General features: G+C 67.9%; 22 protein-coding genes and 1 other RNA gene. 12 read left to right on the plus strand and 11 right to left on the minus strand.

The features are described 5' to 3' along the window. Window positions 1-21: 21 nt before the first annotated feature. Window positions 22-394, plus strand: a transfer-messenger RNA (tmRNA) gene (gene ssrA / locus H0264_RS13185). 346 nt (window positions 395-740) lie between these two features. Here the strand turns inward: ssrA and H0264_RS13190 are convergent. After that, complete coding sequence (locus tag H0264_RS13190) at window positions 741-2423, minus strand: ABC-F family ATP-binding cassette domain-containing protein (protein ID WP_181584219.1); 1683 nt, start codon at window positions 2421-2423, stop codon at window positions 741-743. A gap of 48 nt (window positions 2424-2471) precedes the next feature. Then, on the minus strand, window positions 2472-3161 hold the full coding sequence (locus H0264_RS13195) for a DUF899 domain-containing protein (protein WP_181584220.1): 690 nt from the start codon (window positions 3159-3161) through the stop codon (window positions 2472-2474). 133 nt (window positions 3162-3294) lie between these two features. Here H0264_RS13195 and H0264_RS13200 point away from each other — a divergent pair, with 133 nt between their 5' ends. Then, on the plus strand, window positions 3295-3720 hold the full coding sequence (locus H0264_RS13200) for a nitroreductase/quinone reductase family protein (protein ID WP_181584221.1): 426 nt from the start codon (window positions 3295-3297) through the stop codon (window positions 3718-3720). Here H0264_RS13200 and H0264_RS13205 read toward each other — a convergent pair. After that, a complete protein-coding gene (locus H0264_RS13205; RefSeq protein WP_181584222.1) occupies window positions 3695-4147 on the minus strand; it encodes a hypothetical protein in 453 nt (150 codons plus the stop codon). The two genes, H0264_RS13200 and H0264_RS13205, sit on opposite strands and share 26 nt — an antisense overlap. 266 nt (window positions 4148-4413) lie before the next feature. After that, window positions 4414-5427: an Lrp/AsnC family transcriptional regulator gene (locus H0264_RS13210; RefSeq protein WP_181584223.1), complete on the minus strand. Its 1014-nt coding sequence runs from the start codon at window positions 5425-5427 to the stop codon at window positions 4414-4416. Window positions 5428-5528: 101 nt separating this feature from the next. On the opposite strand from H0264_RS13210, the gene H0264_RS13215 reads away from it, so the two are divergent. Then, complete coding sequence (locus H0264_RS13215) at window positions 5529-7052, plus strand: MFS transporter (protein WP_181584224.1); 1524 nt, start codon at window positions 5529-5531, stop codon at window positions 7050-7052. A 13-nt stretch (window positions 7053-7065) separates the two neighbouring features. On the opposite strand, the gene H0264_RS13220 is transcribed toward H0264_RS13215, so the two are convergent. After that, a complete protein-coding gene (locus H0264_RS13220) occupies window positions 7066-8538 on the minus strand; it encodes a serine/threonine-protein kinase (RefSeq protein ID WP_181584225.1) in 1473 nt (490 codons plus the stop codon). A 157-nt stretch (window positions 8539-8695) separates the two neighbouring features. On the opposite strand from H0264_RS13220, the gene H0264_RS13225 reads away from it, so the two are divergent. The 4 genes from H0264_RS13225 to H0264_RS13240 all read left to right on the plus strand — a co-directional run bounded on the left by H0264_RS13225 (window position 8696) and on the right by H0264_RS13240 (window position 12887). Next, a complete protein-coding gene (locus H0264_RS13225) occupies window positions 8696-10045 on the plus strand; it encodes an MFS transporter (RefSeq protein WP_181584226.1) in 1350 nt (449 codons plus the stop codon). 117 nt (window positions 10046-10162) lie between these two features. Beyond that, window positions 10163-10840 carry a VC0807 family protein gene (locus H0264_RS13230; RefSeq protein WP_181584227.1) on the plus strand — a complete coding sequence of 226 codons (678 nt, stop codon included), beginning with the start codon at window positions 10163-10165 and terminating at the stop codon, window positions 10838-10840. A 101-nt stretch (window positions 10841-10941) separates the two neighbouring features. Beyond that, complete coding sequence (locus H0264_RS13235) at window positions 10942-11433, plus strand: VOC family protein (RefSeq protein ID WP_181584228.1); 492 nt, start codon at window positions 10942-10944, stop codon at window positions 11431-11433. Continuing rightward, entirely contained in the window at window positions 11430-12887 is a 1458-nt protein-coding gene (locus H0264_RS13240; protein ID WP_181584229.1) for an FAD-binding protein, read from the plus strand. The genes H0264_RS13235 and H0264_RS13240 overlap by 4 nt, the downstream gene beginning before the upstream one ends. On the opposite strand, the gene H0264_RS13245 is transcribed toward H0264_RS13240, so the two are convergent. After that, window positions 12863-15346, minus strand: a complete 2484-nt coding sequence (locus tag H0264_RS13245; protein WP_181584230.1) for a DUF4132 domain-containing protein — start codon at window positions 15344-15346, stop codon at window positions 12863-12865. The genes H0264_RS13240 and H0264_RS13245 overlap by 25 nt on opposite strands. A gap of 47 nt (window positions 15347-15393) precedes the next feature. Between H0264_RS13245 and H0264_RS13250 the strand changes: the two genes are divergently transcribed. Next, the gene (locus tag H0264_RS13250) at window positions 15394-17511 is read left to right on the plus strand and encodes a prolyl oligopeptidase family serine peptidase (RefSeq protein WP_181584231.1); all 2118 of its coding nucleotides are present in this window, start codon (window positions 15394-15396) and stop codon (window positions 17509-17511) included. Between the two features lie 15 nt (window positions 17512-17526). On the opposite strand, the gene H0264_RS13255 is transcribed toward H0264_RS13250, so the two are convergent. Beyond that, window positions 17527-18156: a TetR/AcrR family transcriptional regulator gene (locus H0264_RS13255; protein ID WP_181584232.1), complete on the minus strand. Its 630-nt coding sequence runs from the start codon at window positions 18154-18156 to the stop codon at window positions 17527-17529. A gap of 52 nt (window positions 18157-18208) precedes the next feature. Beyond that, a complete protein-coding gene (locus H0264_RS13260) occupies window positions 18209-18805 on the minus strand; it encodes a TetR/AcrR family transcriptional regulator (RefSeq protein WP_181584233.1) in 597 nt (198 codons plus the stop codon). A gap of 77 nt (window positions 18806-18882) precedes the next feature. Between H0264_RS13260 and H0264_RS13265 the strand changes: the two genes are divergently transcribed. From H0264_RS13265 to H0264_RS13280, 4 genes are all read left to right on the plus strand, one after another. Continuing rightward, window positions 18883-20274, plus strand: coding sequence for a YhgE/Pip domain-containing protein (locus tag H0264_RS13265; protein WP_338040147.1), 1392 nt, complete (start codon window positions 18883-18885; stop codon window positions 20272-20274). Between the two features lie 172 nt (window positions 20275-20446). Continuing rightward, window positions 20447-21193 carry a GAF and ANTAR domain-containing protein gene (locus H0264_RS13270; protein ID WP_181584234.1) on the plus strand — a complete coding sequence of 249 codons (747 nt, stop codon included), beginning with the start codon at window positions 20447-20449 and terminating at the stop codon, window positions 21191-21193. A 112-nt stretch (window positions 21194-21305) separates the two neighbouring features. After that, window positions 21306-22016, plus strand: coding sequence for a GAF and ANTAR domain-containing protein (locus H0264_RS13275; protein WP_181584235.1), 711 nt, complete (start codon window positions 21306-21308; stop codon window positions 22014-22016). A gap of 156 nt (window positions 22017-22172) precedes the next feature. After that, window positions 22173-22754 carry a sigma-70 family RNA polymerase sigma factor gene (locus H0264_RS13280; RefSeq protein ID WP_231082985.1) on the plus strand — a complete coding sequence of 194 codons (582 nt, stop codon included), beginning with the start codon at window positions 22173-22175 and terminating at the stop codon, window positions 22752-22754. Window positions 22755-22781: 27 nt separating this feature from the next. Here H0264_RS13280 and H0264_RS13285 read toward each other — a convergent pair whose 3' ends face one another. The 3 genes from H0264_RS13285 to H0264_RS13295 form a co-directional block, all read right to left on the minus strand. Further along, on the minus strand, window positions 22782-24332 hold the full coding sequence (locus H0264_RS13285) for an MFS transporter (RefSeq protein ID WP_231082984.1): 1551 nt from the start codon (window positions 24330-24332) through the stop codon (window positions 22782-22784). A 92-nt stretch (window positions 24333-24424) separates the two neighbouring features. Then, window positions 24425-24850, minus strand: coding sequence for a large conductance mechanosensitive channel protein MscL (gene mscL / locus H0264_RS13290; RefSeq protein WP_181584236.1), 426 nt, complete (start codon window positions 24848-24850; stop codon window positions 24425-24427). A gap of 149 nt (window positions 24851-24999) precedes the next feature. Next, entirely contained in the window at window positions 25000-26538 is a 1539-nt protein-coding gene (locus H0264_RS13295; RefSeq protein WP_181584237.1) for a BCCT family transporter, read from the minus strand. Window positions 26539-26607: the final 69 nt, after the last annotated feature.

A 26607-nucleotide genomic window follows, 5' to 3' on the forward strand; every position in this document is an offset into this window, starting at 1 on the left:
TCTGAATCGATGAAAGTGCTCGGGGCTGAACGGTTTCGACTGCGTACGTTGATTCAGGGGAAGCGTGTCGGTGCAGGCAGGAGACCACCGTATAAGCGTCGCTGTAACCCTATAAGCGCCGATTCTCATCAGCGCGACTACGCTCTCGCTGCCTAAGCAACGAAGCGTGTCTGTCAGCCCGGGTTCGCCCACGACCCGGTCCCTGGCATCAGCTAGTGGGCTCTACAGTCCGTCGCGGCCGCGGCGACGGACTGGACACCTAACAGCGGCTGGGATCGTCATCTCGGCTTGTTCGCGTGACCGAGAGATCCAAGCAGAGGCATAGCGAACTGCACACGGAGAAGCCCTGAAGATGCGGCGGAGGACCCGGGTTCAATTCCCGGCAGCTCCACTGACACGAAGGCCCGGTCCACCAGGACCGGGCCTTCGTCGTTTCGTTCGTCTTCAGCGAGCTGCGTACCGACCGGCCATCCTTTTCTGGCATCGCACCGAATATCGGATCAGCACAACTCTCATCAATTGCGAAGGAGGACCGTGTGATCCCGCACTTCATCGGTGACGTCATCGACAAAGTGAACAGTTTCCTGGTCATGCTGCTGGTCCCATAGCGGCGCGCTGGTCCAGGACCACGATGCAGGCCCTCTCCCCGACATCTCGGGGAGAGGGCCTGCATCATTGCGGCGGAGGACCCGGGTTCGATTCCCGGCAGCTCCACTGCCTTCGGTGTATCCGGGGTGCGGTCAGCGGGTGCGCTGGACTCGGGGTTCGTCCCAGACCGGGGTGTTGCTTTCGTAGACGGTGCCGTCGGTGCCGAAGACGAGGAAGCGGTCGAAGTTGCGGGCGAACCAGCGGTCGTGGGTTACGGAGATGACTGTGCCTTCGAAGGTGGAGATGCCGTGTTCCAGGGCTTCGGCGGAGTGGAGGTCGAGGTTGTCGGTGGGCTCGTCGAGGAGAAGCATTGTGACGCCGGAGAGTTCGAGTAGGAGGATTTGGAGGCGGGCCTGTTGGCCGCCGGAGAGGTCGTCGTAGCGCTGTTCGGCGGCGCGGGCCAGTTCGTAGCGGTCGAGGACTCGGGTGGCGGCTTCGCGGCCTCGGCCTTCACGGTGTTCGTCGCCCAGGTGGAGGATTTCCAGCAGGGTTCGGCCGGAAAGGTCGGGGCGGGAATGGGTTTGGGCGAAATAGCCGGGGCGGACTCGGGCGCCGAGGGTGGCGGTGCCGGTGTGCGGGACCTCGGTGAGGTTGAGGGCCTGGATCGGCTGGTGTTCGGTGTCCGGGTCGGTGCCGCCTCCGGCGAGCAGGCGCAGGAAGTGGGATTTTCCGGAGCCGTTGGAGCCGAGGACGGCTACGCGGTCGCCGTACCAGATTTCGGTGTCGAAGGGTTTCATCAGGCCGGTCAGGCCGAGTTCCCGGCACACGAGGGCGCGTTTGCCGGTGCGGCCGCCGGCCAGGCGCACGGAGACGTTCTGGCGCAAGGGGATTGCCTCGGGCGGGCCTGCTTCCTCGAATTTGGCCATGCGGGTCTGGGCGGCGTGGTAGCGGGCGGCGACGCCGTCGTTGAACTTGGCCTTCTCGCGCAGGCGCAGCACCAGGGCGCGGAGTTTGGCGCGGTCTTCGTCCCAGCGGCGGCGGAGTTCGTCCAGCCGGGCATTGCGGTCCTCGCGGGCCTGCTGGTAGGTCGCTAGGCCGCCGCCGTGCACCCAGGCGGTCGCGCCGTTGACGCCGGGTTCGAGGGTGACGATGCGGGTCGCCGCGTTCGCGATGAGCTCGCGGTCGTGGCTCACGAAGAGGATGGATTTGCTGGATTCGGCGATGGTGCGTTCCAGCCACTGCTTGCCGGGGACGTCCAGATAGTTGTCCGGCTCGTCCAGGAGCAGCACCTCGTCGGGGCCGGCGAACAGGGCCTCGAGGACCAGGCGTTTCTGCTCGCCGCCGCTCAGTGCGCTCGCCGACCGCCATTTCGCGCGATCGAAGGGGACACCGAGCGCGGCCATGGTCACCTTGTCCCAGAAGGCCTCGAACTCGTACCCGCCCGCATCGGCCCAATCCGACAGTGCGTGCGCGTATTTCAGCTGGGCGGGCTCGGTGTCGTCTTCGATGAGCGCGTTCTCCGCGGCATCGAGGGCCTGAGCCGCGGCCTTGATATTCGGCGGGGAAACCGACAGCAACAGGTCCCGCACCGTCGACTCATCGCGCACCTGGCCGACGAACTGCCGCATGATTCCCAGCGATCCGGACCGGGTGACCGCCCCCTCGTCGGCGGCGACGTCACCCGCGATGATCCTGATCAACGTCGTCTTGCCGGTGCCGTTCGGCCCGATCAGCGCGGCCTTGACGCCCGCGCCGATCCGGAAACCCACCCCGCCCAGGAGCGGTCGCCCGTCGGGCAGGAAGTATTCGACCTCGCTGACGTCTATATGGCCCATGCACCCCAGCCAACCCGCTGACCCGGGGCGAACACAACTCGATCAGCGCTACGCCCCGGGTTCGCCGTAGGCGGCGGCTACCTCCTTGGAACCCATCCAGCGGCTGTACGTGGGCGATTGCGGCCAGCCTTCGGGGGAGTCCTGCCAGACCTCCTGGCGGCCGTAGGGGAGCAGGTCGATGAGACCGAAGGAGTGGCTGAGCTGTTCGGTGCCGCGCCCGTCGGTGTGCCAGGTTCGGTAGACCGTATCGCCGTGGCGGAGAAACACATTCACGGCGAAACCGGCATTGGGCGGCGCACCCACGTCGGCGCCGAAGGGGCTGTTGGCGGTGGAGTACCAGTCCATCTTGTTGCCCACACGCCGTTTGTAGGCGAGGGCCTCATCGATGGGGCCCTGGGTGACGATGACGAACCGGGCGTCGTAGTTGTCCAGAAACGCCAATCGGGTGAACTGCGAGGTGAATCCGGTGCAGCCGCCGCACTGCCACTCCTCGCCCGGGAACCACATGTGGTTGTAGACGATGAGTTGCGTCTTGTCCCCGAAGATTTCGGCCAGGCGAATGGGCCCGTCCTCACCGTCGAGGGTGTAGTCGGGCATCTCGACCATCGGCAGGCGCCGGCGCTGCGCGGCGATGGCGTCGAGTTCGCGGGTGGCGGCCTTCTCTCGGGCGCGCAGCGCATCGAGTTCGCGCTGCCAGGTGGCGGTGTCGACAACGGGCGGCAGGGCTTGGGTGCTCATAGGTCCTCCCTGAGGGGGTTTCGAGACTTCGGGCTGACTGTGTAGACCGCGCTCGGCCTCCGAATTCATCGGTGCGGGAGTGCTCGAGCGGGGAAAGAATTCAAGCCGGTCCGACCGCCCCTACGATCGGCCTATGTCGTATGAGGAGAGCCAGCGCATATATCGGGAGGTGATCGCCGAGTTCCGCGCCAATGGCGGGAAACTCGGCGGCCCCTACGCGGATATCGATGTGCTGCTGCTGACCACCAGCACGGACAGCGGATCACGCACCATCCCGATCGGCTACGCCCGCGACGGTGAGCGACTGTTCGTCTTCGCCGCCGACAACGGCCGGGAGGGCGGCCCGAACTGGTACCACGATCTGCTCACCCACCCGCACGCCCAGGTGGAGGTGGGCGCGGACAAATGGCCGGTGCTCGCCTCGGTGGCCCCGGCGGCGGAGCGGAAACGCCTCTGGGACAAGCAGATCGAGCACTGGCCGTTCATCGAGGAGATGGCGGCTCAGGTCCCCTGGGAGATCCCGGTCGTGATCCTCACTGCGGAACAGGCTGCGGGCTAGCGAGATAACCCTCGACCGCCCCCGCAGCGGCGCCCACCGCGGCGCCGACCGCCGCGAACGGCGCGGCAACCATGGCGTACCCCAGTGCCGCACCGATCGCCGGAACGATCACCAGCCCGATCGGCGCGAACGGAAGTCCGGCCACAACCCCCGACACCATGCCGATAACCGCACCCACTCCGGCGACAGGCGCCGCGGCCGCAGCACCCACCACGGCCCCGACCGCGGCGTCGCCGAGTATGGCCCCGGCGATCTGATCGGACCGCTCCGGCGTGAGCCCGGTCGACTCGAGAGCCTGCGACAGCGCGGATTCCGCCCCGATGCTGGCGGTATTGAACTCCCCGGCCTGCTCGGGCGACACCCAATCCGGCCGCACCACTTGCACATTCCCGATCCGGATCACCGTATCCGTTGGGCCGACCGACATTTCGACAGTTTCAGTGCCCGCGTGATCCTCCGCGGCAGCGGGCGCAGCGGCAATCAGGACAAGCGATAACGGCAGAGCACTCACCACGGCGAGTGCCGCCGCGCGACGATGGAAGGGAAGAATCGAACCGGTGGGCCGCTGTCTGCCCATGAGAAACCTCATTCCGAATGACCGATACCTGCCTACGTCATTCGAAACCGCCGCGCTACCGGATACATCCGCCCGCCCCCCTAGGCCCAAAACAATCTCCGGGCCGGATCGCCGGGTCAGCGTTTTCGAGTGGGACGGGTTGCGGGGGTGGGAGGGGCGAGGCGGTCGCCGTGGGTGCGGGTGCCTGCCTGTTTGAGGCGGCGGAGGAGGGGGGAGAGTTCGAAGTCGTGGATGCCTGCCAAGGACGCCATGGTGGTGGACATGAAGCGGTAGAGGTGGGCGGGGGAGTCGCAGAAGAGGGTGGCTACCAGGTTGAAGGGGCCGGTGATGGCGGCGGCGTAGGTGGTTTCTTCGAAGTCGGAGACCGCCGTGCCCACTGAATGCAGGTGGGCGGGGGAGACTTTGAGCCAGAGGTAGGCGGCTATGCCGGTGCCGAAGGCGGCGGGGGCCATGTCGAGGTCGAAGTAGAGGATGCCCGCCTCTTCCAAGGCGGTGATGCGGCGGATTACGCGGGCGTCGGAGAGGCCGGTTGCGCGGGAGAGGGCGGCGTAGCTGGTGCGGCCGTCTCGGGCCAGCATGTCCAGCAGGGTTTGGTCGGTGGGTTCGAAGGTGAACTTGCGGGGCTCGGTGGGAGTGGGGGTTTCGCGGTCGCGGCGGCCGCGGGCATCGATGGCGTGACGGCCGATGAAGCGGTGCAGGATCATCGCCGCCGTGATGTCGAGGACGGGGGTGCTGCGCTGTAGACGCTGGACCAGCAGGTCGTCGCGGTCCTGCTGGGTGCGGGGGTGCAGGGAGAAGGCCACTTCGGAGCCGCCGGCCGCGATGCCGACCCAGGCGGCGTCCTCGCGGCGGGCCAGGGCCTCGGCGACCTGGGTGGCCGATTCGGGGCGGCAGCGCACGCGGACGATCCAATCGTTTTCGCCGAGGGCGGGGGCGTCGACGGAACCGATGACACGGACCAGGCCCTCGCGGCGGAGGCGACGGTAGCGGCGGGCGACGGTCTGCTCGGCTACGCCGAGCTCGAGGGCAATCTGGCGGAACGGCATGCGCGGGTCGATCTGAAGGGCGCGCACGATCTCGCGGTCCATGGGTTCGAAGGCGGAAGTTTCCTTCGGTGGAATCGCTGCCATTGCACGAAATCTACGGGAACCGGCTCCGCAGTCGACCGGAAGCCTTCTCGAATCGGAAACTCGGTGCCCACCTTCGGATTCCACAGAGAGGACATCGGCGCATGCGCAAATGGCTACCGCTGCTGACGATCTGCTCAGGCACCTTCATGCTGCTCATCGACGTCACCATCGTGAATGTGGCGCTGCCGGACATGGCCGCCGACCTCGGCGCCTCGTTCGGTGCACTGCAATGGGTGGTGAACGGGTACGCGGTGGCCATGGCCGCGCTGCTGCTCGGTGTCGGGGCCATCGCCGATCTGGCCGGGCATCGGCGGATCTACCTCTCCGGTCTCGCGCTGTTCGCGATTTCCTCACTGGTGTGCGGGATTTCGCCCAACTCGACGGTGCTCGTCGCCGCGCGGGTGGTGCAGGGCATCGGCGCGGCGGCCATGGCCGCCACCACTTTCCCCATGTTGAACAGCGCCTACGACGGCCGGGACCGGGGTACGGCGTACGGCCTGTGGGGTGCGATCGCGGGCGCTTCCTCGGCCATCGGGCCGATCGTCGGCGGCGTGCTCACCGAAGCCGCGGGCTGGCGGTGGATCTTCTTCGTCAACCTGCCGGTCAGCGTGGCGGTCATTGTGCTGGGGCTGTGGGTGCTCGCCGATCGCGATGAAAAGCAGGGTGGCCGACTGGATCTCGCGGGGATGGCCGGGTTCGCAATCGCTGCCGGAGCGGCCACGTACGCGCTGATCCGGGCCAATGAACATGGTTGGTCCGAGGCCGGCACGTGGTCGATGCTCGGGGTGGCGGCGGCGGCCCTGGTCGCTTTCGTCCTCGTGGAACGGCGCGCGACGCAACCGCTGTTCGATCTCGCCCTACTGCGTCAGCGATCGTTCGCGGGTGTGCTGATCGCGGGTGCGGCGCTGTTCTTCTCCGCGTTCGCGGTCCTCATGTACACCTCGATCTGGCTGCAGTCCGAGCTGGGCATGAGCCCCATCCAGACCGGCTTGATCGGATTGCCGCTGTCCGCCATGGCATTCGGGGTCTCGGCCGGGTTCGGCCGTCATCTGCACGGTCCGAATGCCGGGCGGATCATCGGCGGTGGCCTGTTCGTCATCGGTGCGGGCGGTGTGCTCGGCGCCGCGCTGGTGCACGGTGACGCGGGCTGGCCGGCGTTGCTTCCCGGCTTCGTCGTTATCGGCACCGGTGTCGGATTGGCCACGGCCACTTTGGGTTCGGCGACGATGAGTGCGGTGGAACCGCGCCGCGGCGGTATGGCGACAGGTGCGGTGAACACCGCGCAACAGCTCGGTATGGCTTTCGGAATCGCGGCTCTGGGCGGTGTTTTCACCGTCCGTGCGCAGAATGTCCTGGCGGACAACGCGATTCCCGACGCGGACGAGGCCGCACGCGTCATCGCCGGTGGTCGCTCGGGACTGCTGCTGGCCCAGGCTCCCGATTCCGCGCGACCCGCGCTGGCGGAGGCGGCACGACTGGCGGCGGTCGCGGGGCTACAGGGGGCATTGGCCGTCGCGGGAGTGGTCGGCCTGCTGGGCGGTCTACTGGCGGTGCTGCTCATCAAGCCGCAGCCTTCGGCCGGAACGCGAACTCCCGCAAATGAATCCGAGGAAGCGATCGCCTGATCGGACGCCCGGCCTAGTCCAGGGTCACTGTTTTCAGCCAGGCCACGAGGTCCTGCTTCTCACTGGAGGAGCGGGGCCTCGTGTACATGAGGAACGGTGCGCGGTCGGTGTTCAGGAAGACGGTGACTATGGCATCGCCCCAATACGACTTCACCCGGTAGTGGGTGTAGGTGGTGCCGTTGTTGGTTTCGGTGAAGCGGGTTTTCGCGTCGAGCAGGGCGGCCACCGCGCGGACGTCCTCGGCGGATTTGTAGGCGTAGAAGCGGAAGGCCGGGTCCTTGGAATCGCTTCCGCCGCTTTCGCATTCCCACATGGCCGTCCACAGGCCGAAGTCGAGGCCGTCGTCGCTGTCGACCTTGCGCTTGTTCTCGGAGGTCGCCTCGCAGCGGGCGGAGTTGTAGCCCTCTTTGCGTTTGGTGTCGACGGGGACCATCTTCGGGAAAGCCGCCCAGATGGCGGCGTGGTCACCGGCGGAGGTTGTCGTCTCGCTCGCGTCGGAGCCGGCCGTGCCGTACCAGATCGCCCCTGCCGCAACGACGGTCGCGGCCAGCGCGGCGGCGAGGCCCGCGTACAGCCTGCGGCGCGCGGGCTTGGGCGGGCTGGGCAGGACGGTGGTGGGCGAGCCGGTCGCACTGCGCACCGTGGTGGGTTCGGGGCGGGCGGTGACGGCGCGGCGGGCGGCGGCCGCGAACTCCGCGCAGGTGGGGTAGCGGTCGCCCGGATGTTTGGCCATGGCCTTGGCCAGCACCGTGTCGAGCGCGGGCGGCAGATCCGGGCGCAGCGAGGTCAGGGTGGGGACGGCCTCGTAGAGATGACCCTGCATGATCACGCCGGGATGTTCGGCCTCGAACGGTCCGACCCCGGTGAGCAGCCGGAAAAGCGTGCAGGCCAAGGAATATTGGTCGGAATGCGGGCCGAGGTCGGTGCCGGACAACTGTTCCGGGGACGCGTAGGCCAGCGTGGCGGTGAAGGTGCCGGTGCGGGTGAGATGGCCGCCGTCATCGCGCAGACGGGCGATTCCGAAGTCGGACAGCAGGACTCGCTCGGGGCGGCCGTCCACCGGATGCTCCAGCAGGATATTGGCGGGCTTCACGTCACGGTGCAGGACGCCCTTGCGGTGCGCGTAGTCCAGGCCCTCCGCCACCTCGGCGATGATGCGCACGGCGCGCTCGGCCGGCATGCCGCCGTCGAGTCCGGAGGCGTCGGAGCCTTCGACATACTGCATGGAGATCCACAGCTGCTCACCCTCGGAGCCGCGATCGTAGACCGAGACGATATTCGGATGATCCAGGCGCGCAGCGAGTTCCGCCTCCCGCTCGAAGCGCGCACGGCTCTCCGGATCGGAGAACAGGTCCCGGTTCAGGACCTTCAGCACCGTCAGGCGGGGCAGCCGGGGATGGCGCGCCAGATAGACGGTCCCCATTCCGCCGCGACCAACCTCGCGTTCGATCACGTATTCGGCGAACGTCTCACCGCCACGAAGCATCTATCCCACTCCCGCACTGCCGGACTTTCCCCAGTCATCGTGTCCTATTGCCGCGCGGCCCGCGTGTCAGGGGTGCTCGGCGGGTGCGGGTCGCGCTACGTTCGAGAGGTTTGCTTGATAGTTGCCTATAGGGGTACCGCCCTGTCGAGGAGGCCGCATGAGCACCGTGATCGACACCGCGCCCTTTACCGGATTCCACAAGCGCCTCGCCGTCGCCTGCTCCGGCGGACCGCTGCTGGACGGCTACATCCTCAGCATTGTCGGGACCGCGCTGATCGGCATGCAGAATGAGCTGTCGCTGAGCACCGTCGACGTCCAATTGATCGGAGCCGCGGCGCTGATCGGCATGTTCGTCGGCGGCGCCCTGTTCGGGGTGCTCACCGACAAGATCGGCCGGGAGGTCATGTACACCGCCGACCTGGTGGTCATCGGCGTCTGCTCGATCCTGTCGTTCTGGGCCGAATCCACCTGGCTCATTGTGATTCTGCGCTTCGTTCTCGGCATGGCGGTGGCCGCCGACTATCCGATCGCCACCTCATTGCTGGGTGAATGGCTGCCGACCAAGCAGCGCGGCAAACTGCTCGGATTCCAGATCGTGGCCTGGTACGCGGGATCCGTGCTCGCATACGTGGTCGGCTACCTGCTGCTGACCTTCGGCGGTGACGGCAGCTGGCGGTGGCAGCTGGCCAGCGGTGCGGTGCTGTGCGCGTTCTTCCTGATCATCCGGCAGAGCACCGCCCCGGAATCGCCGCGCTGGCTGGCCACACACGGCAAGGGCGACAAGGCCGCGCGGATGGTCGAGAAATACCTGCATGTGCAGGTGCGGCCGGAGGACCTCCTCGAGGAGGGCGGCGGCGGCCCGGTCAAGCACGGGTCGCTGCGTGAGCTGTTCCAGCCGGAATACCTGAAGCGGACGGTGTTCTGCAGCGGCTTCTTTCTGTGCCAGGTGACGGTGCTGTTCGCCATGCTGACCTTCGGCCCGCAGATCCTCATGGCCTTCGGAATGCCGTCCGGTACCTGGATGGACACGCTCGGCACCGCCATCATCAGCATGGTGTTCCTGATCGGCTGCCTGCCCGCCATGCGGCTCATCGACACCGTCGGCCGCCGCCCGACCATCGTCTGGTGCTTCGGGCTGATGATCATTCCGGTGCTGTTCATCGGCGTGTGGCCGGGCATGCCCGCCATGCTGGCCTTCCTCATGCTGTGCCTGTACGCGTTCTTCTGCGGCGGGCCGAACGTGCTGGATTGGACCTATCCGAACGAGCTGTTCCCCACGCACATTCGCGCCACCGCCGTCGGCTTCGCCACCTCCATCAGCCGGGTCGGCGCGGCGCTGGGCACCTACCTGCTGCCGTGGTCGCTGGACCATCTGGGCATGGGGCCGACCTTCCTGGCGGCGGCGGTCATCACGGCCGTCGGCTATCTCATCTGTGTGTGGGGCGCGCCGGAAACCAAGGGCCGCACCCTCGATGCCGCGGCGGCGAAAACCCTCGCGCCCGCCTGAGCGGCGGGCATGACAACTGTCATGGCCGAGAGGTGATGGTTGGCAGATCCCGTGCGCGCCGCCCGTCCGTAGCGTCGTTTCTCGTAGCGCAGAGCCGAATACGAGGAGCGAAACGCCATGGTCACCAACGCAACCGCCACCACCGCACCTGTGGCCGCCGCGCCCGCCGCCACCACCCGGCCCGCCCGTCGCAGCCCCTGGCGGATGCTGGCCCCGATGGCCTTCGACATCGCCGTCCCCATGACCGCGTACTACCTGATGCACTGGCAGGGCTACTCGGATTTCACCGCGCTGCTGGCGGGTGCGCTCGCCTCGGCGGCCCTTGTCGTGGCCGGGGTGATCCGGGCCCGCCGCATCGACGGCTTCGCGCTGATCATCCTCGCCGGTTTCGCCATCGGCCTGGTGGGCGCCATGCTCAGTGGCGACGCCCGGTTGATGATCATCCGTGAATCCTTCGGCACCGGCGTGGTGGGCATCGCGTTCCTGATCAGCGCCGTGATCGGCAAACCGCTGACGTACGCGGCAGCCCGCAGGGCGATCGGCACGACCGACGCGGCGCACCTGCCGGTGCTGGAGCGGGCCTATCGGACCGACGCCTCGGTGCGCCGCACCCACGCCAATCTGTCGATCCTTTGGGGCGCAGGTCTTTTCGGTGAGGCACTGGTGCGCTCGGTGCTCGCCTACCAGCTGCCGATCCCGACCATGGCCTGGCTGTCGACCGTGCTCATGGCGGCCACCATGGGCGGGTGCGGCGTGATCACGATGCGCACCGTCAAGCGCCTGCGCAAGGCGTGACAGGTCGACCGAGCAGCCCGATCCCTCGCCATGAGGGGTCGGGCTTTACATTTTAAGCGAATGTGATTAACTGCCGTGAGGACACGGCGAGCGGAGTTGCGATGACGGTGGCAGCGGGGCCCATCACCCAGATCGCGTGGGTGGTCACGGATGTGGCGGCGAGCGAGGAATTCCTCGGCACCTGCTTCGGGGTGCGCAAATGGATGCGCATGCCCGACGTGCACTTCGGACCCGAAACCTGCACCTACCGAGGCGAACCCGCGGACTTCACCGCGCACATCTCGCTCGCCTACAACGGGGACACACAACTCGAACTGATCCAGCCGGTGCGCGGAACCTCCATCTACACCGAGTTCCTGGAATGCGGCGGCCCCGGCCTGCACCACGTGTGCGTGGAACCCGCCGACTTCGACGCCGCCCTGAAAGACGCTGCGGCACAGGGCATCGACGTGGTGCAGCGGGGAGACATGGGCGGGCAGATGCGCTTCGCCTACCTGGACGGGACGGCCGCGGGCGTGCCGTACCTCGAGCTCGCGGAGATCGGCCCGAATATGCGACTGTTCTTCGACCAGATCAAGAAGGATGCGGCGTGACAACACAGATTCCGGAAATTATTGCGGCGGAGACGATTTCCGAATGGAGCGACGACGTCGACGTGGTCGTCGCCGGCTTCGGCATCGCGGGCGGCTGCGCGGCCGTCGAAGCCGCGGCGACGGGCGCCCGCGTACTGGTGCTGGAACGCGCCGCGGTCGCGGGCGGCACGACGGCACTGGCCGGCGGGCACTTCTACCTCGGCGGCGGGACGGCTGTGCAGCGCGCCACCGGACACGAGGATTCGGCCGAGGAGATGTACCGCTACCTGATGGCGGTGGCGCGCGAGCCGGAAGAGGAGAAGATCCGCGCCTACTGCGACGGCAGCGTCGAACACTTCGACTGGCTGGAGGGACTCGGTTTCGAATTCGAGCGCAGCTACTACCCCGAGAAGGCGGTCATCCAGCCCGGCACGCAGGGGCTGATGTACACCGGCAACGAGAAGGTGTGGCCCTACCGGGAGCAGGCGACGCCCGCCCCGCGCGGGCACAAGGTCCCGGTGCCGGGTGACACGCAGGGCGCGGCGCTGGTGATCGAACTGCTGGTGAAGCGGGCCGCCGCCCTCGGCGTCGAGGTCCGCTACGAGACCGGCGTGACCAACCTGGTCGTCGACGCCGGCGGCGCGGTGGTCGGCGTGCAGTGGAAGGAATCCGGGAAAACCGGTGCGGTGCGGGCGAAGTCGGTGGTGCTGGCGGCCGGCGGGTTCGTCATGAACACCGAGATGGTGGCCGAGCATGTGCCGTGGCTGGCGGAGAAGCCGTTCGTGCTCGGCACCACCTACGACAACGGTCTCGGCATTCGGCTGGGGATCTCGGCGGGCGGCGACACCCGCAATATGGATCAGGCGTTCGTCACCGCGCCGGTGTACCCGCCGTCCAAGCTGCTGACCGGAATCATTGTGAACCGCAAGGGCGAACGGTTCGTGGCCGAGGACTCCTACCACGCCCGCACCTCGGCGTTCGTGCTCGAACAGCCGGACGCCGCGGCCTATCTGATCGTCGACTCCGAGCACATGGAACAGCCCATGTTCCCGCTCGCACCGCTCATCGATGGCTGGGAGACCGTCGAGGAAATGGAGACCGCGCTCGGAATTCCCTCCGGCGCACTGCAATCCACGCTCGCGCGGTACAACGAGAATGCCGCGCGCGGCGCGGACCCCGACTTCCACAAGGGCGCGGAGTGGGTGCAGCCGCAGGACCAGGGGCCCTGGGGCGCGTTCGATCTGACGCTGGGCAAGGCGCTGTACGCCGGGTTCACCCTCGGCGGCCTGTACACCTCCGCCGACGGGGAAGTGTTGCGGGAGAACGGATCACCGATTCCGGGGCTGTACGCGGCGGGCGCGACCGGCTCGACCCTGGCGCAGGACGGCAAGGGTTACGCCAGCGGCACCCAGCTCGGGTCCGGTTCGTTCTTCGGCCGCCGCGCCGGACGTCACGCGGCCAGCCGCTCCAGCTGACGCAGCAGTTCGGAGGCCGTGACGGCATCCAGGGCGCCGAAGTGGCTGTTGATGCGCACGGTGAGAATCCGCTGCTCGTCGGCCTCGTAGCGGTAGCCGCCCTGGATGCCGGGGTCCACCACGATGGTGACGTAGGTCAGCACGCCGAAGCGGCGTTTGACGTCACCGTAGGACATCTCCCAGCCGTGATGGCGCAGGCCGTAGAGCCTGCCCGTCGGGATCGTCCGATCCACGAAGCGCGGCAACTGATCCGAGGCCGCCTCGGCGGGCGTGAACCGATACACGCCCCGATCGAGCTGTTCGAAGGGTTGCAGCAGTTCGTAATCCGCGAACAGCACCCGCCAGCGGTCCAGATCCTCGCCCAGGTGCATGGGGTGCGCGATCCCCACGAGTGCGTCGTCGGGTAGCTCGAAACGTTCGTCCTCGACATCGGCGAAGGTGCGGTCGTCGTCGACGCGGAATGCGCCGCCGACCGTGCCGTCGGCGGCGAAGACCGCCCACACCAGGCGGCGCGCCAGCTCGCCGAGCACCGGATGGTCCACCACCAGAGCGCGATACGAGCAGGCCCGCCAGCGGCGGCCGTCGATCATGGCCGCCTCGAATCGCCGGACCTGGTCGTTGGTGACGGTCGCGAGTTCCTTCGCGGACAGGCCCGTCTTGGGCACCGCGCGATCGGCCAGCTCCTCGTCGCTCACATCCATTGCGCGGCTGAGCTCTTCGATCATGGCCTTGGCGCGGGTCTTCAGTGTGGCCTGCTTGGCCTTCTTGGCGATGGTGTGCAGATGCATGAGCGCCACATCCCCGCCGATGGCGGCCAGCACCGACAATCCCTCGATGGCGCGCGCCGTCGCGGAATTGCTCGGCCAGCTGCTCAGGAAGGGCGCGAAGCGGCGCACGGTGTCCTCGGTGCCCCACCGGCCCAGGGTGTGCAGGACCCAGCCGTTCTTGGCCGGATAGGCGGCCAGATGCCAGGAATCGAAGACGGCCCAGGCGAATTCGCTCAATGAGACGGGATCGGCGAGCGCGGTGACGGTGGCCAGCTCGGGGTGATCGCCTTCGGGTCCCGAGGCCATGAGCATCGTGATCACCTGCACGACAGCGGATTCAGGCAGCGCGGTCTCGGTGTCGCGCAGGCGGATCTGCGGCAGCAGCACGGGCGGCAGCCAGCGCGGCAGCTTGGGTGCGCGGGCGGGCAGGTCGGTCAGGACGGCCGGCAGTTCGGCCGCCGTCACCGGCAGTGGCCGTGGCGGGTCCAGCAGCGATTTCGACGCCGAATCGGCCTCTTCCGCGACAAGTTTCGGCTTCGCCAGCGCGTGCAGCTGAAAGGTCCGGACGACCAGCGGTGATTCGGTGGTGACCGCCCGGCGGGACAGCAATCGCATGGCGCGGCGCGGGAACTTGGTCGTCGCCTTGGTGAGCGCGGGCAGCACCCGCTTGTCGTCGATATGGTCCAGCAGCGCCTGATAGGCCGCGTCGCAGGGGATGTGCGGCAGCAGGCTCGCGGCGAGTTTGACATCGCCCGGGGGATGCCCCGGCGCGTCGATCAGCTCGGTGGCGAGCGTATCCACGGCTGCCGGGCCGACCTGCGTGAACAGGCTGTACCACTGCGAGACCGGGCCGTAGAGAACGCGTTTCACGATCTGCCGGTACCGGGTGAGCTGTGCGGGCGTGGTGAGCGAGGTGATCAGCATACGTACGGCGTGCTCGGTGGTCAGCCCCTCGAGCGCGAGATCGGCATCGACCCAATCCTGGCGCTCGGGAACCAGATACGAGGTCGCCAACCGTGCCCACACCGTGCCGGGATCCGAGCGAAGCTCCGAAAGGCGCTGTACCGCGGTCCGATAGGCGGATTCCGAAGCATCCGCCAGGATCGCGCGGACCCGTAGCGCGGCATGATCGTAGCCGGTGATGACCAGCTCGCCGGGCGCGGCAGCCCGCAACCAGGCCGTCATCCGCCCCTGTTGCGGGCGCGCCGGCTGTACGCTGACCGCGCGCTGCCAGACCGCGGCCTCGGCGGCGAAGGTCACGCCGTGCTCGAGCATCCAGCTGTCCACGAACAGCGCGTGGAATTCCCGCCGGTGCTCCGATTCGGTCATCGGACCGACCGCGATCCAGCGCAGGATCGTCAGCACCACGCCGGCGCCGAGCGGCGTGGCGGTGGCGCTGTCCGGCGCGTCGATATACGCCTGCGCGGCGTCGGCGAACTCGTGCAGTCCATCGTCCCGCGCCGCCGTGAGGACCGTGTCCACCAGCCTCCGGTTGCCGTGCAGCAGCTGCTGCACGTGCACCGTCGCATACGGCCGAAGTGGTTCCGGCCGTACCTGATTCAGCCCGCGGAACGGCTCCGCCTGCTCCCACCATGCCGCGGGGAGCGTCCACGTGTTCTCGTCGGCCATGGCCATGATCTTGCCCGCCGACACCGACAATCGCGTCGGCGCCCGGTTGTACTGTGGTGGCACGCTTTTTCGAGCACGGCAAGTCGCATGATCACCGGACGGGGGACGGCATGGGTCGAGCACGGACGAAAACAGGGTGGCGGACTGCGCTGGCGGTGCTGTCGGCGGTGCTCGTGACGGCTTGCGGGGGCTCGGGTCCGGCGGCCGATCCGCATCAGTGGCTGGAAGAGCTCGACAGTCCGCGCGTGCAGGACTGGGTGGCGGCCGAGAACGAGAAGACTCTCGCCGTGCTGGAGGCGGATTCGCGCTACGCCGAGAATTTCCGGCAGGCCCTCGATCTGGCCGGCGCGTCGGACCGGCTGCCCACGCCCGCCTTCGTGGACGGCATGATCGGCAATTTCTGGCAGGACGGCGAGCATCGGCGCGGCATCTGGCGGGAGACCACGGTCGCCGATTACGAATCCGCGCAACCACAGTGGCGGACCGTGCTGGATCTGGACGCCCTGGCGCTGTCCGAGGGCCGCGACTGGGTGTGGAAGGGCATCGACTGTTCCCCGGCCACCCGCACCCGCTGCCTGGTCGAGCTCTCCGAGGGCGGTGAGGACGCCGTCACCGTTCGTGAATTCGACCGGGCCGCAGGCGCATTCGTCGCCGGTGGGTTCGAGCTGGAACGCGGGAAGCAGCAAGTCACCTGGGTGGACGACAACAGCCTGCTGGTCTCGCGGGAATGGAATCCGGGGGAGAAGACCGCCTCCGGCTACCCCTATGTGGTCAAGCGCTGGCAGCGGGGGCAGACGCTCGATCAGGCGGTGGAGATCGCGCGCGGCGAACCGTCGGACGGTCTGGCCACCGCCGCGATCCGGCTCGACGGCGCCCAGGGCAGACGGCTGACGCTCGTGGGGCGGCGGCCGTCGTTCTATGAGAGCCGGATGAGCCTGGTGGACGGCACCCGGACCACACCGGTGGCGCTGCCCGCGAAATCCGACCTGGAAGGCATGGTCGGGGACCGGGTGCTGCTGTCCTTGCGCGCGGATTGGTCCACGGGCGGAACAACTTTCACGGCGGGATCGCTGATCTCCTTCCGGGCCGACGAACTCACCGCCGATCCCGGAAACCCGCGCCCCACCCTGGTGTGGGCGCCCGGCCCACTCGAATCGCTGCGGCAGGTCGCGACCACCGCGGACCGGGTGGTGGTGACCTCGCTGTACGACGTGCGCGGCCGCGCCACCGTCTTCGCCCCGCAGCCGGACGGAACCTGGTCCGCCACAGCGGTTCCGGTGCCCGACAATGCGACGGTCACCGCGGTGGACGCGGATTCACGCGGCGACACCGTCTACCTGTCGGTCACCTCCTTGCTCACCCCGGCGACGCTGTGGCGGCTGCACACCGAGGATGGGCGCTTCGATCCGGTGAAATCGGCACCGGCGCGGTTCGATTCGTCGCGCTACGTGGTGGAGCAGCTCAAGGCCACCTCACCCGACGGCACCCAGGTGCCGTACTTCCTCGTGCGCGCTACCGACCTGCGCTACGACGGCACCAACCCGACGATTCTGTGGGGCTACGGCGGTTTCGGCATTTCCACCCTGCAGTCCTACAACGGGCTGCTCGGCAGACTCTGGCTCGACCGCGGCGGCGTCTACGTCCTGGCCAATATTCGCGGGGGCGGCGAATACGGCCCGGCCTGGCACGATGCGGCGCTGAAAACCCAGCGGCAGAACGCCTTCGACGATTTCGCGGCGGTGGGCCGCGATCTCATGGATCGCCGGATCACCTCACCGCGGCATCTGGGCATTCAGGGCCGCTCCAATGGCGGGCTGCTCATGGGCGTCGAGTTCACCCAGCATCCGGAGATGTGGAACGCGGTGAACATCCAGGTCCCGCTGCTGGACATGGTTCGCTACGAGCAGATCGCGGCGGGCGCGTCCTGGGTGGGCGAGTACGGCTCCGTGGCCGAACCCGCCGAACGTGAGTTCCTGGAATCGATTTCGCCCTACGCCCATGTGAGGGCCGGTGTGCGATATCCCGAGCCGCTCATCTGGACCACCACCAAGGACGATCGCGTCGGCCCGCAGCACGCGCGCAAGTTCGCGGCCCGACTAGCCGAACTCGGCGTCGGGTACCTGTTCTGGGAGCCCACCCAGGGCGGGCACGGCGGCACCACGAACATCGACGAGCAGGCGCACACCAGCGCCCTCGAATACACCTACTTCCAGCGTCAGCTCATGTAGGAGGTGCGAACCGGCTCAGTCCCGGACGATGAGCGACAGCGCGATCGGCACGAGCACATCGACCAGCTCGCGCACCGGGGGTCGGGGATCCGACAGCAACCACTCGTGCGCGAGCCCGTTGATCGCGCCGATGAGCGCGCTGACGCCGAGCTCCGCATTGCCGCGCACGTGTGCGCCGGGCCCGGCCAGCGGGTCCACGGCCGCGGTGATGATGGCGATCCAGCTGTGCCGGCGCTCCCGGCGGTGCTGTTCCATCCGCTCGCTGACCCCGACCACCTCGACGAAGGCGACCTTCGCGCGATTGGGATCGGAGCCGACCGAGCCGAGGTAGGCCGACAGCGCGGTGGTGACCGTATCGGTGGGAACGGGATCGGGCCCCAGCTCGCTCAGCGCGGTCGCCAGCGCTGCTCCCGCCTGCTCCTGAATGTGGTCGTAGGCCGCGACCAGAATGTCCTCGCGGGTCTGGAACTCCTCGTAGAACTGGCGTTTCGACAGTCCCGCGGCGGCGCACACATCGGCCAGCGAGCAATTGGCGTACCCGCGTTCACCGAATATCAGGATGGCGGCATCGAGGAAGCGCTGTCGGCGTTCGGCTTTGCGCTCGACCACGGCCCGGCCGCCGTACTGTCGTCCCTCGATCGTCACTCCCCAACGGTAACGGCACGGAGGCCGAAGACGGCGACGGGGACGCAAACCGTCAATGACGTGGTCGCAAACCATCAATCATGTAGCCGACGGTGTCGTCCAGCAGCACGTCCGCATCCGCCGCATTGACGAATCCGGAACCGACGAAGGTGGCCAGCCCCTGCAGCGCGGCCATGGCCGACAGGCAGATGCTGCGCGGGTCGCCGTCCACCACTTCGCCGCGCGCCTGGCCGTCCGCGATCATGCCCACCGGCACGGCGTACGCCCGCGCCACCGCCTCTTCCATGGCGGCGGTCGGGTTGTTGTGCCGCCGGGCGAACATGAGCGCCAGCAGCGCCGGATTGTCGACGGAGAAATGCAGGTAGGCCCGCGCCATGGCGTGCAGCCGCTCCAGGAAAGTGCCGGTGGCAGCGGCCTTTTCGAACTCCGCGCCCAGACGCGTGAAGCCTTCGGCGGCCAGCGCGTCCAGCAGCGCCTGTTTGTCGCGGAAATGCCGGCTGGGCGCGGCGTGGCTGACGCCGGTGTCGCGGGCGAGCTGCCGCAGCGACAGGCCGTCGACCCCGACACGGCGCAGTGCGGCCTCGGCGCGGCGCAGGAGTTCGGCGCGCAGATCGCCGTGGTGGTAGGAGCGCAAACGGGCAGCGGACATCGAGAAGCAGGATATCCGACACACTTCCGATGTTGTCGTTGACTACTTTGTAGGCACTGCCTACATTGGCATGCACCATGACGAACAACAGCGTGTCCGCATCGGAAGGCGGGGAGTCCGTGTTGAAAGACAGTGCGTCCGCAGTGGTTTCGGAGGAGACCGGCGGCGGCCGCCCGCGCGTGCCCCTGCGCGGCTGGGTCGTCCCGATGCTGGTGGTCACGCTGCTGGCCGCGCTCATGGGCACCATGTACCTGGGCTACACCTCCGATCCGGAGAAGAACCTGCACGACTTCCCGGTCGCCCTGGTCAATCAGGACGACGGCGATGTGGTCGACGGCCGTGCCGTCAATGTCGGCAACCAGATCGCCGAGGCGCTGATCGACAAGGTGCCCTCGGACAAGGTGGACCTGCGGCTGGTCGGCATCAACGAGGCGCAGCGGGAACTCAAAGAGGGCCAGATCTACGGAGCCATCGTCATTCCCAGCGATTTCAGCAAGCGGCTGTCCATCCTCGCCGCGGCCTCGGTCGTGCCCGGCGATATCGAGCGGCCCGTCATCACCGTGCACACCAACCCGCGCGCCGGCACCTATGCGTCGGGCATCGTGCAGCGGTTCAGCGACCGCGCCATGGCCGAGGTCAATGCCACGGTCGGCACGCAGCTGACCGAGCAGGTCAAGGCCGCGCTGCAGCCCGCCCCGGGCGCGGCGGCCACCGAACTCAGCGGTGCGGCCCGGCTACAGCTGGCCAAGCCCATCGACGTCGAGGTCGGCCCGTACCGGCCGCTGCCCGAGGGCACCGGCCAGGGCCTGTCCGCCTTCTTCTACACGCTGATCCTGCTGTTCGCCGGGTTCAGCGGGGCCATGATCCTGCACGCCATGGTCGACAATGTGCTCGGCTACGCACCCGCCGAATACGGCCCGTGGTACCGCTTCATCGAGCCGGTGGCCATCAGCCGCTGGCGCACGCTGCTCGCCAAGTGGGCCATGGCCGCGCTGACCGCACCGGTCATCTCCGGCATCTTCCTCGGCATCGCGAGCCTGATGAACATGCCGATCGACCATCCGCTGCCGCTGTTCCTCTACGGCTCGCTGGCCGTCGCGGCCGTGAGCATCACCGGCCTGTCGGTGCTGGCCGCCTTCGGCACCGCCGGTCTGCTCATCAATATGATCGTGTTCGTGATCCTGGGCCTGCCGTCCTCCTCGGGCACCATTCCGATCGAGGCGACGCCGCGCTACATCGCCTTCCTGGCCGACTTCGAACCCATGCACCAGATCTATCTGGCCGTGCGCGCCATCCTCTACTTCGACGGCCACCTGACCGCGGGGCTGGGCACCGGCCTGTGGATGACCCTGTTCGGCTTGGCCCTGGGCCTGCTGCTCGGCACCATCGCCACCCACACCTACGACCTGCGCGGCCTGTACCGCCTCGGCGTGTCGCACCGGCCCGCCATGGCAGGACTGGCCGAGTAGTCCCGGCGTCCGAAATCCCTTGGCTCGCACCGACGCTGTTACCTGTGATGACTGGTGGCGGTAGGGCACAGGGACTTTCGACCCTGGTCGTTGTGGACTTGTGACGGCAGTATGGGCCCCGGGCACCGAATTACTCATCGCAGAGCGCGATGATCGTGGGGCGGTTCGTTGGATGGGTTCGTCACAGTTCGACCAGCTGACAGGACAGTTCCTGCGTGCCGTCCGCGATGCGGGCGGCGGTCTCACCGCCGTCTGCGCGGCGTGCGTGCGGGTGCTGCCGGTGCAGCGTGCCGCCATCGTGCTGGAAGAACGCGACGCCGGCATGCAACCCTGGTGCGCCAGTGACGAATTCGCCGATCGGGTCGAGTCCGCACAGGCCACGGCCGGGGAAGGACCGGCGGTGTCGGCGGTGGCCGACGGCGTGCCGATCCTGGTCGAGGACCTGGCCGGGGAATTCGATCGATGGCCGGGATTCGCGGCGGCGCTGGCGAATACACCGGGCGTGCCCGGCTGCGGACATCCGCTCCCGGCCCGCGCATACGGTCCCGCACCCGGCGTGGCCGTCGGATCCATGCTGGCGGTGCCATTGCGGCTGGGCGCCATCCGGCTCGGCGCGGTCGATCTGTACCGCGAGGTCATCGGGCGGCCGGGGCCCCGGCTCATGTCGGCCGCCCTGCACATCGCCGATCTGGTGACCGCGAGCCTGGTGCTGTCCTCCGGGGACGAGGCGCGGCAGTGGGCGCAGCCGGTGTCGAGCCGCTGGATCCACCAGGCCGCGGGCATGACCAGCGCGCAGCTGGGCATCGATATCGCCGACGCCTACGCCCGCATGCGCGGATATGCCTTCACACATGGGCTTTCGCTGGTCGAGGTGGCACACCGCGTAGTAGACCGCAAGGTTCGGATCGAACCCGAATGAACGCAACTATTCCGTAGCGCCCCGGCGGGCCCATACGATTAGCTGACAGCAAGAGCGGCACAGGAAACTTACGTGGCGGCGCCCCGGCGCCCGCCGATGCGGGGTGATTGCGGTGTCCGACAGTGAGTTGCTGGTGGCGGTGCTGGCGAGGTTCGCACGGCTGCTTCCCGCGGCACACGAAATGCCCCACATCCTGGAACAGTTGATGCGCAGTGCTATCGATGTGCTGGAACCGGCCGGGGCCACCGTCGCACTGTCGGCGCAGCTGAGCTCCGCGGAAACCGACCCCTTCAGTGGAATTCCCGCCGAACTGCTGGATCTCGAAGTCTGCCAGCGGGACTGCGCACGCGGACCGGGCGTGGTCGCGCACACCTGCGGTGCGCCGGTGACCATCACCGATATCGGCAACTACGGCGACATGTGGCCGGAGTACGCGGATCTGGCTGGGCAGCACCGGATTTCCTCGGTGGCCGCCATTCCCATGCGCCTCGACGACACCGAAGCCGGTGTGCTGAGCCTGTATTCGCGGCAACCCCGGCGCTGGTCGGGGCGGGATCTGTCGGTGGCGGCACTGCTCGCGGGCATGGCCACCGGGCACATCGTGACGGCGAATCTGGTGCAACGCCAGCAGCGGGTGACCGAACAGCTGCAGCACGCGTTGAACAGCCGGATCGTGGTGGAGCAGGCCAAGGGCGTGATCGCGCACGCCCGCCGGACCACCCCCGACGCCGCCTTCGAACTCATTCGCGCACACGCCCGGCGCAATCGGGTGACGGTGCGGGCCGTGGCGCACGGGATCGTCGAACTGGGGCTGCGGATCTGACTCATCTGCGCCACCGTCTCGATCGGTGCGGTAGGCTGATCAGTTGGCGGAACCGAAAGCCCCTGTCCCCGGCCGGTTTCCGTGTGTTTTCCGACCGTCCCTGCCCCTCGACGGCTCGTATCGGCAACTCTGATTCCCGCAGAAGTAGGGGCAGCAGTGAACGTGTCACGAGCACCGCGAAATCCCGGAAACACCCGTCGCGCCGTCGAATACGACGAACTCGTCCAACGCGTCGCCACCGGCGACAACCACGCTTACGAGGAGCTCTATCGCGCCACCCGCGGGCTGGTCTACAGCCGTGTCCTGACCATCGTCCGCGACCGCGGCTACGCCGAGGAGACCTGTCACGAGGTGTACCTCCAGGTCTGGCGCAGCGCAGCGGGTTTCGACCCGCAGCGCGGCAGCGCGCTGACCTGGCTCACCACCCTGGCGCACCACCAGGCGGTGGACCGGGTGCGCCGGGAATGCTCGGCCGCCGGGCACGAACACCGCTGGGGCGTCTGCGATTACCGGCCCGCCGCCGATGTGGTGGCGGAGGAGATCGTGCGCCGGCACGAGGTGCAGGCGGTCCGGCGGGGCCTGCGCTCGCTCACGCCGTATCAACGGGAATCGGTGGTGCTCGCCTACTACGGCGGGCTCAGTTACGCGCAGGTCGCCGCGCGGCTCGGCATCGGCCTGCCCGCCGTGAAGGCGCGCATCAGATCCGGTCTGGCACAACTGAAGACCTCGCTCGCATGAGCGGGCCCGGTGCGCTGTCGGCGTCTCTCAGTGTGCGGAGGTGGCTCGGAATCCCTTGGGCACCAATATGACCGCGAGCACGGCCACGGTTCCCACCAGCCCCGCCGAAATCCACGACGTGGTGGTGAGCGCGGAATCGAAAGCACGCTGGGCGATTTCGAGCACCTCGGTGCCGAGCGGCCCGCCGACCTGGTGGGCGATGTAGGCCGCGCCGCCGACGGAGCCGCGCGCGGTGTCCAGATCCTCCCCGGTGAGCGGGAGATCGGTCATGTGCTCGACGAACAGCCGGCCGTGAATGCTGCCCAGCAGCGCCACACCGAGTCCGATGCCGAGTTCGTAATTGGTCTCCTCCACCGCACCGGCCTGCCCGGCGCGTTCGGCCGGCACCGCCGCGACCAGCACCGCGGCGGCCGTCGTAATCGCCACGCCGTCACCGATTCCCAGGCACATGAGCACGAACGCCACCAGCGGATACGACGTGGTGGGCACGGCGGCCAGCACCACGAAGCCGACCGTCAGCGCGCCCAGGCCCAGCGCCATGAGCGGCCGCACGCCGATGCGCTGCATGAGCCACGGCGTGGACAGCGAACCCACCAGTGTGGCGATGGCGGCGGGCAGGGTGCGCAGCCCGGCCTCGGACGGGGTGTAGCCGTGAATGTACTGCAGCCACAGCGAAATCAGGAACAGCGCGGCGCCGATGGCGAGCATGGCCAGCAGGGTCGCCAGCGCGGCGGCCGTGAAGGTGCGATTGCGGAACAGGCGCACGTCCAGCAGCGGGTCGGGGGAGCGCAACTGCCGATACGCGAACAGTCCGAGCAGCACGAACGCGGCCACCAGGACCACCAGATCCAGCGCCGCCGGTTCGCCCTTGGCCACATGCTTGATGCCCCAGGCCAGCGCCACGATGCCGAGCACCGACAGCACCGCGCTGGTCCAGTCGAGCGAGCCCTCCTGCGGCGCTTTGTATTCCGGCAGCAGCCACAGTCCGGCCGTCACGGTCAGCACCACCACGGGCACGTTCAGCCAGAAGGCCGCCGACCAGCCGAAGTGTTCCACCAGATAGCCGCCGACCAGCGGGCCGATCGCCGCGCCCGCACCCGCGACCGAGGCCCAGATGCCGATGGCCAGGGTGCGCTCGCGATCATCGGTGAAGATATTGCGGATCAGCGACAGCGTCGACGGCATGACCATGGCCCCGCCGACACCGAGCAGCGCGCGGCCCGCGATCAACTGCGCGGGCACATGCGAGGTGGCCGCGACCACCGACGCCAGGCCGAAGAGCACGAACCCGGCGATGAACAGCCGCTTGCGCCCGAACCGGTCGCCGATCGCGCCGCAGGTGATGAGCAGACCGCCCAGCACCAGCCCGTAGAGATCCACGATCCACAGCTGCTGCATGGGGCTGGGTTCCATGTGGTCGATCAGCGACGGCAGCGCGACATTCAGAATCGTGGCATCCATGGCCACCAGCAGCAGGCTGGCGCACAGCACCGCCAGCATGGCCCAACGCCCGGCCGTGCGTGGCTGAGCCTGTTCGGATCGAGCTTCTGACTCCTGCCGGGGTGGGATGCTTCCCACGATTCCCGCCTCCTCGATTAGGCGCTATCGATCACAGCAACACTCTGGCTAGCACGATAGTCGCCGCTGAGAACCCCAAGAGCGGGACCTCGCTACTGCTGCAAGGAGCTGCTGTTCGCAGCCTCGCGCTCGGCCTTCTGAGCGGCGAGCAGGTCGCGGATTTCCATGAGGAGTTCCAGCTCGGTGGGGTCGGCCTTGACCTCGGTGGGCTTGGACAGCCGCTGCTTGAGGTGGTTCATCGGCACGATCAGGACGAAGTAGAGCACCGCCGCCACGAGGACGAAGTTGATGATCGAGCTGACGATCGGGCCCAGCGCGATGAAGGTGGCCGGCTTGCCCGCGAGCAGCTGCACGCCGAAACCGAACTCGGCATTACCGCCCAGCACCGCGAGCAACGGCTCGAGCAGGCCCTTCGTGATCGAGGTGACGATGGCCGTGAAGGCCGCGCCGATCACGACGGCAATCGCCAGATCGACGACATTGCCCCTCATCAGGAATTCTTTGAAACCCTTGAACATGGTGCTTGGTAATTCCAATCCGCGAGCTGTATTCGTAAGTTCAGCGCCGAAGTCTATGGGTTGCGCCGACCGCGGTGAGCAATTGCCACACCCCCTTCGCGGTGACCGTCACACCCGGCCATCCGAAGTGAGCCGGCCGCCCGGAGCAATCAGCTGCCGCGCTCGGCTCGGAAGGTCTTCACCAGCGACCAGCACATGCCCAGCATGACCACGGAGAACGGCAGCGCGATGAGAATCGCCACCGTCTGCAGGGTGGTGAGCGCCGACGCCCCGGACCCGCTCGCCACCAGCAGCGCGATGGCCACCGCACCCTGCGCGAAGGTCCAGAACGCCCGGCTCCAGGTGGGCGGCTCCGGATTGCCGCCGGAGGACAGCATGTTCACCACCAGCGCGCCCGAATCCGCGGAGGTGACGAAGAACAGCACGATCACCAGAATCGCCAGGCCCGCGGTAATGGACCCGCCGGGCAGCGTGTCCAGCAGCGCGAACAGCGCGCTGTCGCGATCGGGTCCGTCCGGGCCGACAAGTCCACCGCCGCCGAACATTTCGCGATGCAGGCCCGCGCCGCCGAACACCGCGAACCACACGAAGGTCAGCAGGGTCGGCACCAGCAGCACGCCCGCCACGAACTCGCGTACGGTGCGGCCGCGCGAGATGCGCGCGATGAACACGCCCACGAACGGCGCCCACGAGATCCACCAGCCCCAATAGAAGACCGTCCACTGCTGCGTCCACTCGGTGCCCGTCGGGCCCTCGGTCGCGCCGGTGTAGAGGCTCAGCTTCGGCAGCGTCTGCAGGTAGGCGCCGATGTTCTGCACCAGATCATTGACGATGAACAGCGTCGGCCCCGCCACCAGCACGTACAGCAGAAGTACCGCCGCCACACCCATATTCGTCTGCGAGAGCAGCTTGATGCCCTTGTCCACGCCGGTCACCACCGAGATGGTCGCCAGCACGGTGATGCCGACGATCAGCACCACCTGTAGCCCCTTGCCCGGTTCGTGCAGCCAGCCTTGGAAATTCAGCCCCGCCGAGATCTGCAGCACGCCCAGCCCGAGCGAGGTGGCTACGCCGAAGACGGTGCCGATGACCGCCACCACATCGATGACATCCCCGCGCCAGCCCCGAATCCGTTCTCCCAGTAGCGGTTCCAGTGACCACCGGATCGACACCGGCCGCCCCTTGCGATGAATCGCGTACGCGATGGCCAGCCCCACCACCACATAGATCGCCCACGGATGAATCCCCCAGTGCAGGAACGTCTGCACCATGGCCGCATCCGCCCGCTGCGCCTGCGTCTCCCCGACCCCCGGCCGCGGATCCTCGTAATGGAACAGCGGCTCGGCCACGCCCCAGAACACCAGCCCGATGCCCATTCCCGCCGCGAACAACATGGAAAGCCAAGCCCCCATGGAGTATTGCGCCTTCTCCCCGTCCTCCCCGAGCGGAATATCCCCGAAACGCCCCAGCCCCAACCAGATCGCGAACACCACGAACACCGTGACCAGCACGATGTAGTACCACCCGAACCCGCCGATCACATTGTCCTGCAACGCTTTCGCCTGCCGGGCAGCGGTCTCGCGAAACACGATGGCGTACACCGTGAACGCCGTGACCACAATCGCCGCGGGCCAGAACACCCGCGGTGCGACCGCCGCTCGATGATGAACCGTGCCGGGTGCGCTCACGAATCCCTCTCGCTGTGATGTTGATACGGCGTCAGTCCTCCGGGTGGAGGACCGACGCCGTACTGCTCC

It is taken from the genome of Nocardia huaxiensis (assembly GCF_013744875.1).
Classification (GTDB): Bacteria; Actinomycetota; Actinomycetes; order Mycobacteriales; family Mycobacteriaceae; genus Nocardia; species Nocardia huaxiensis.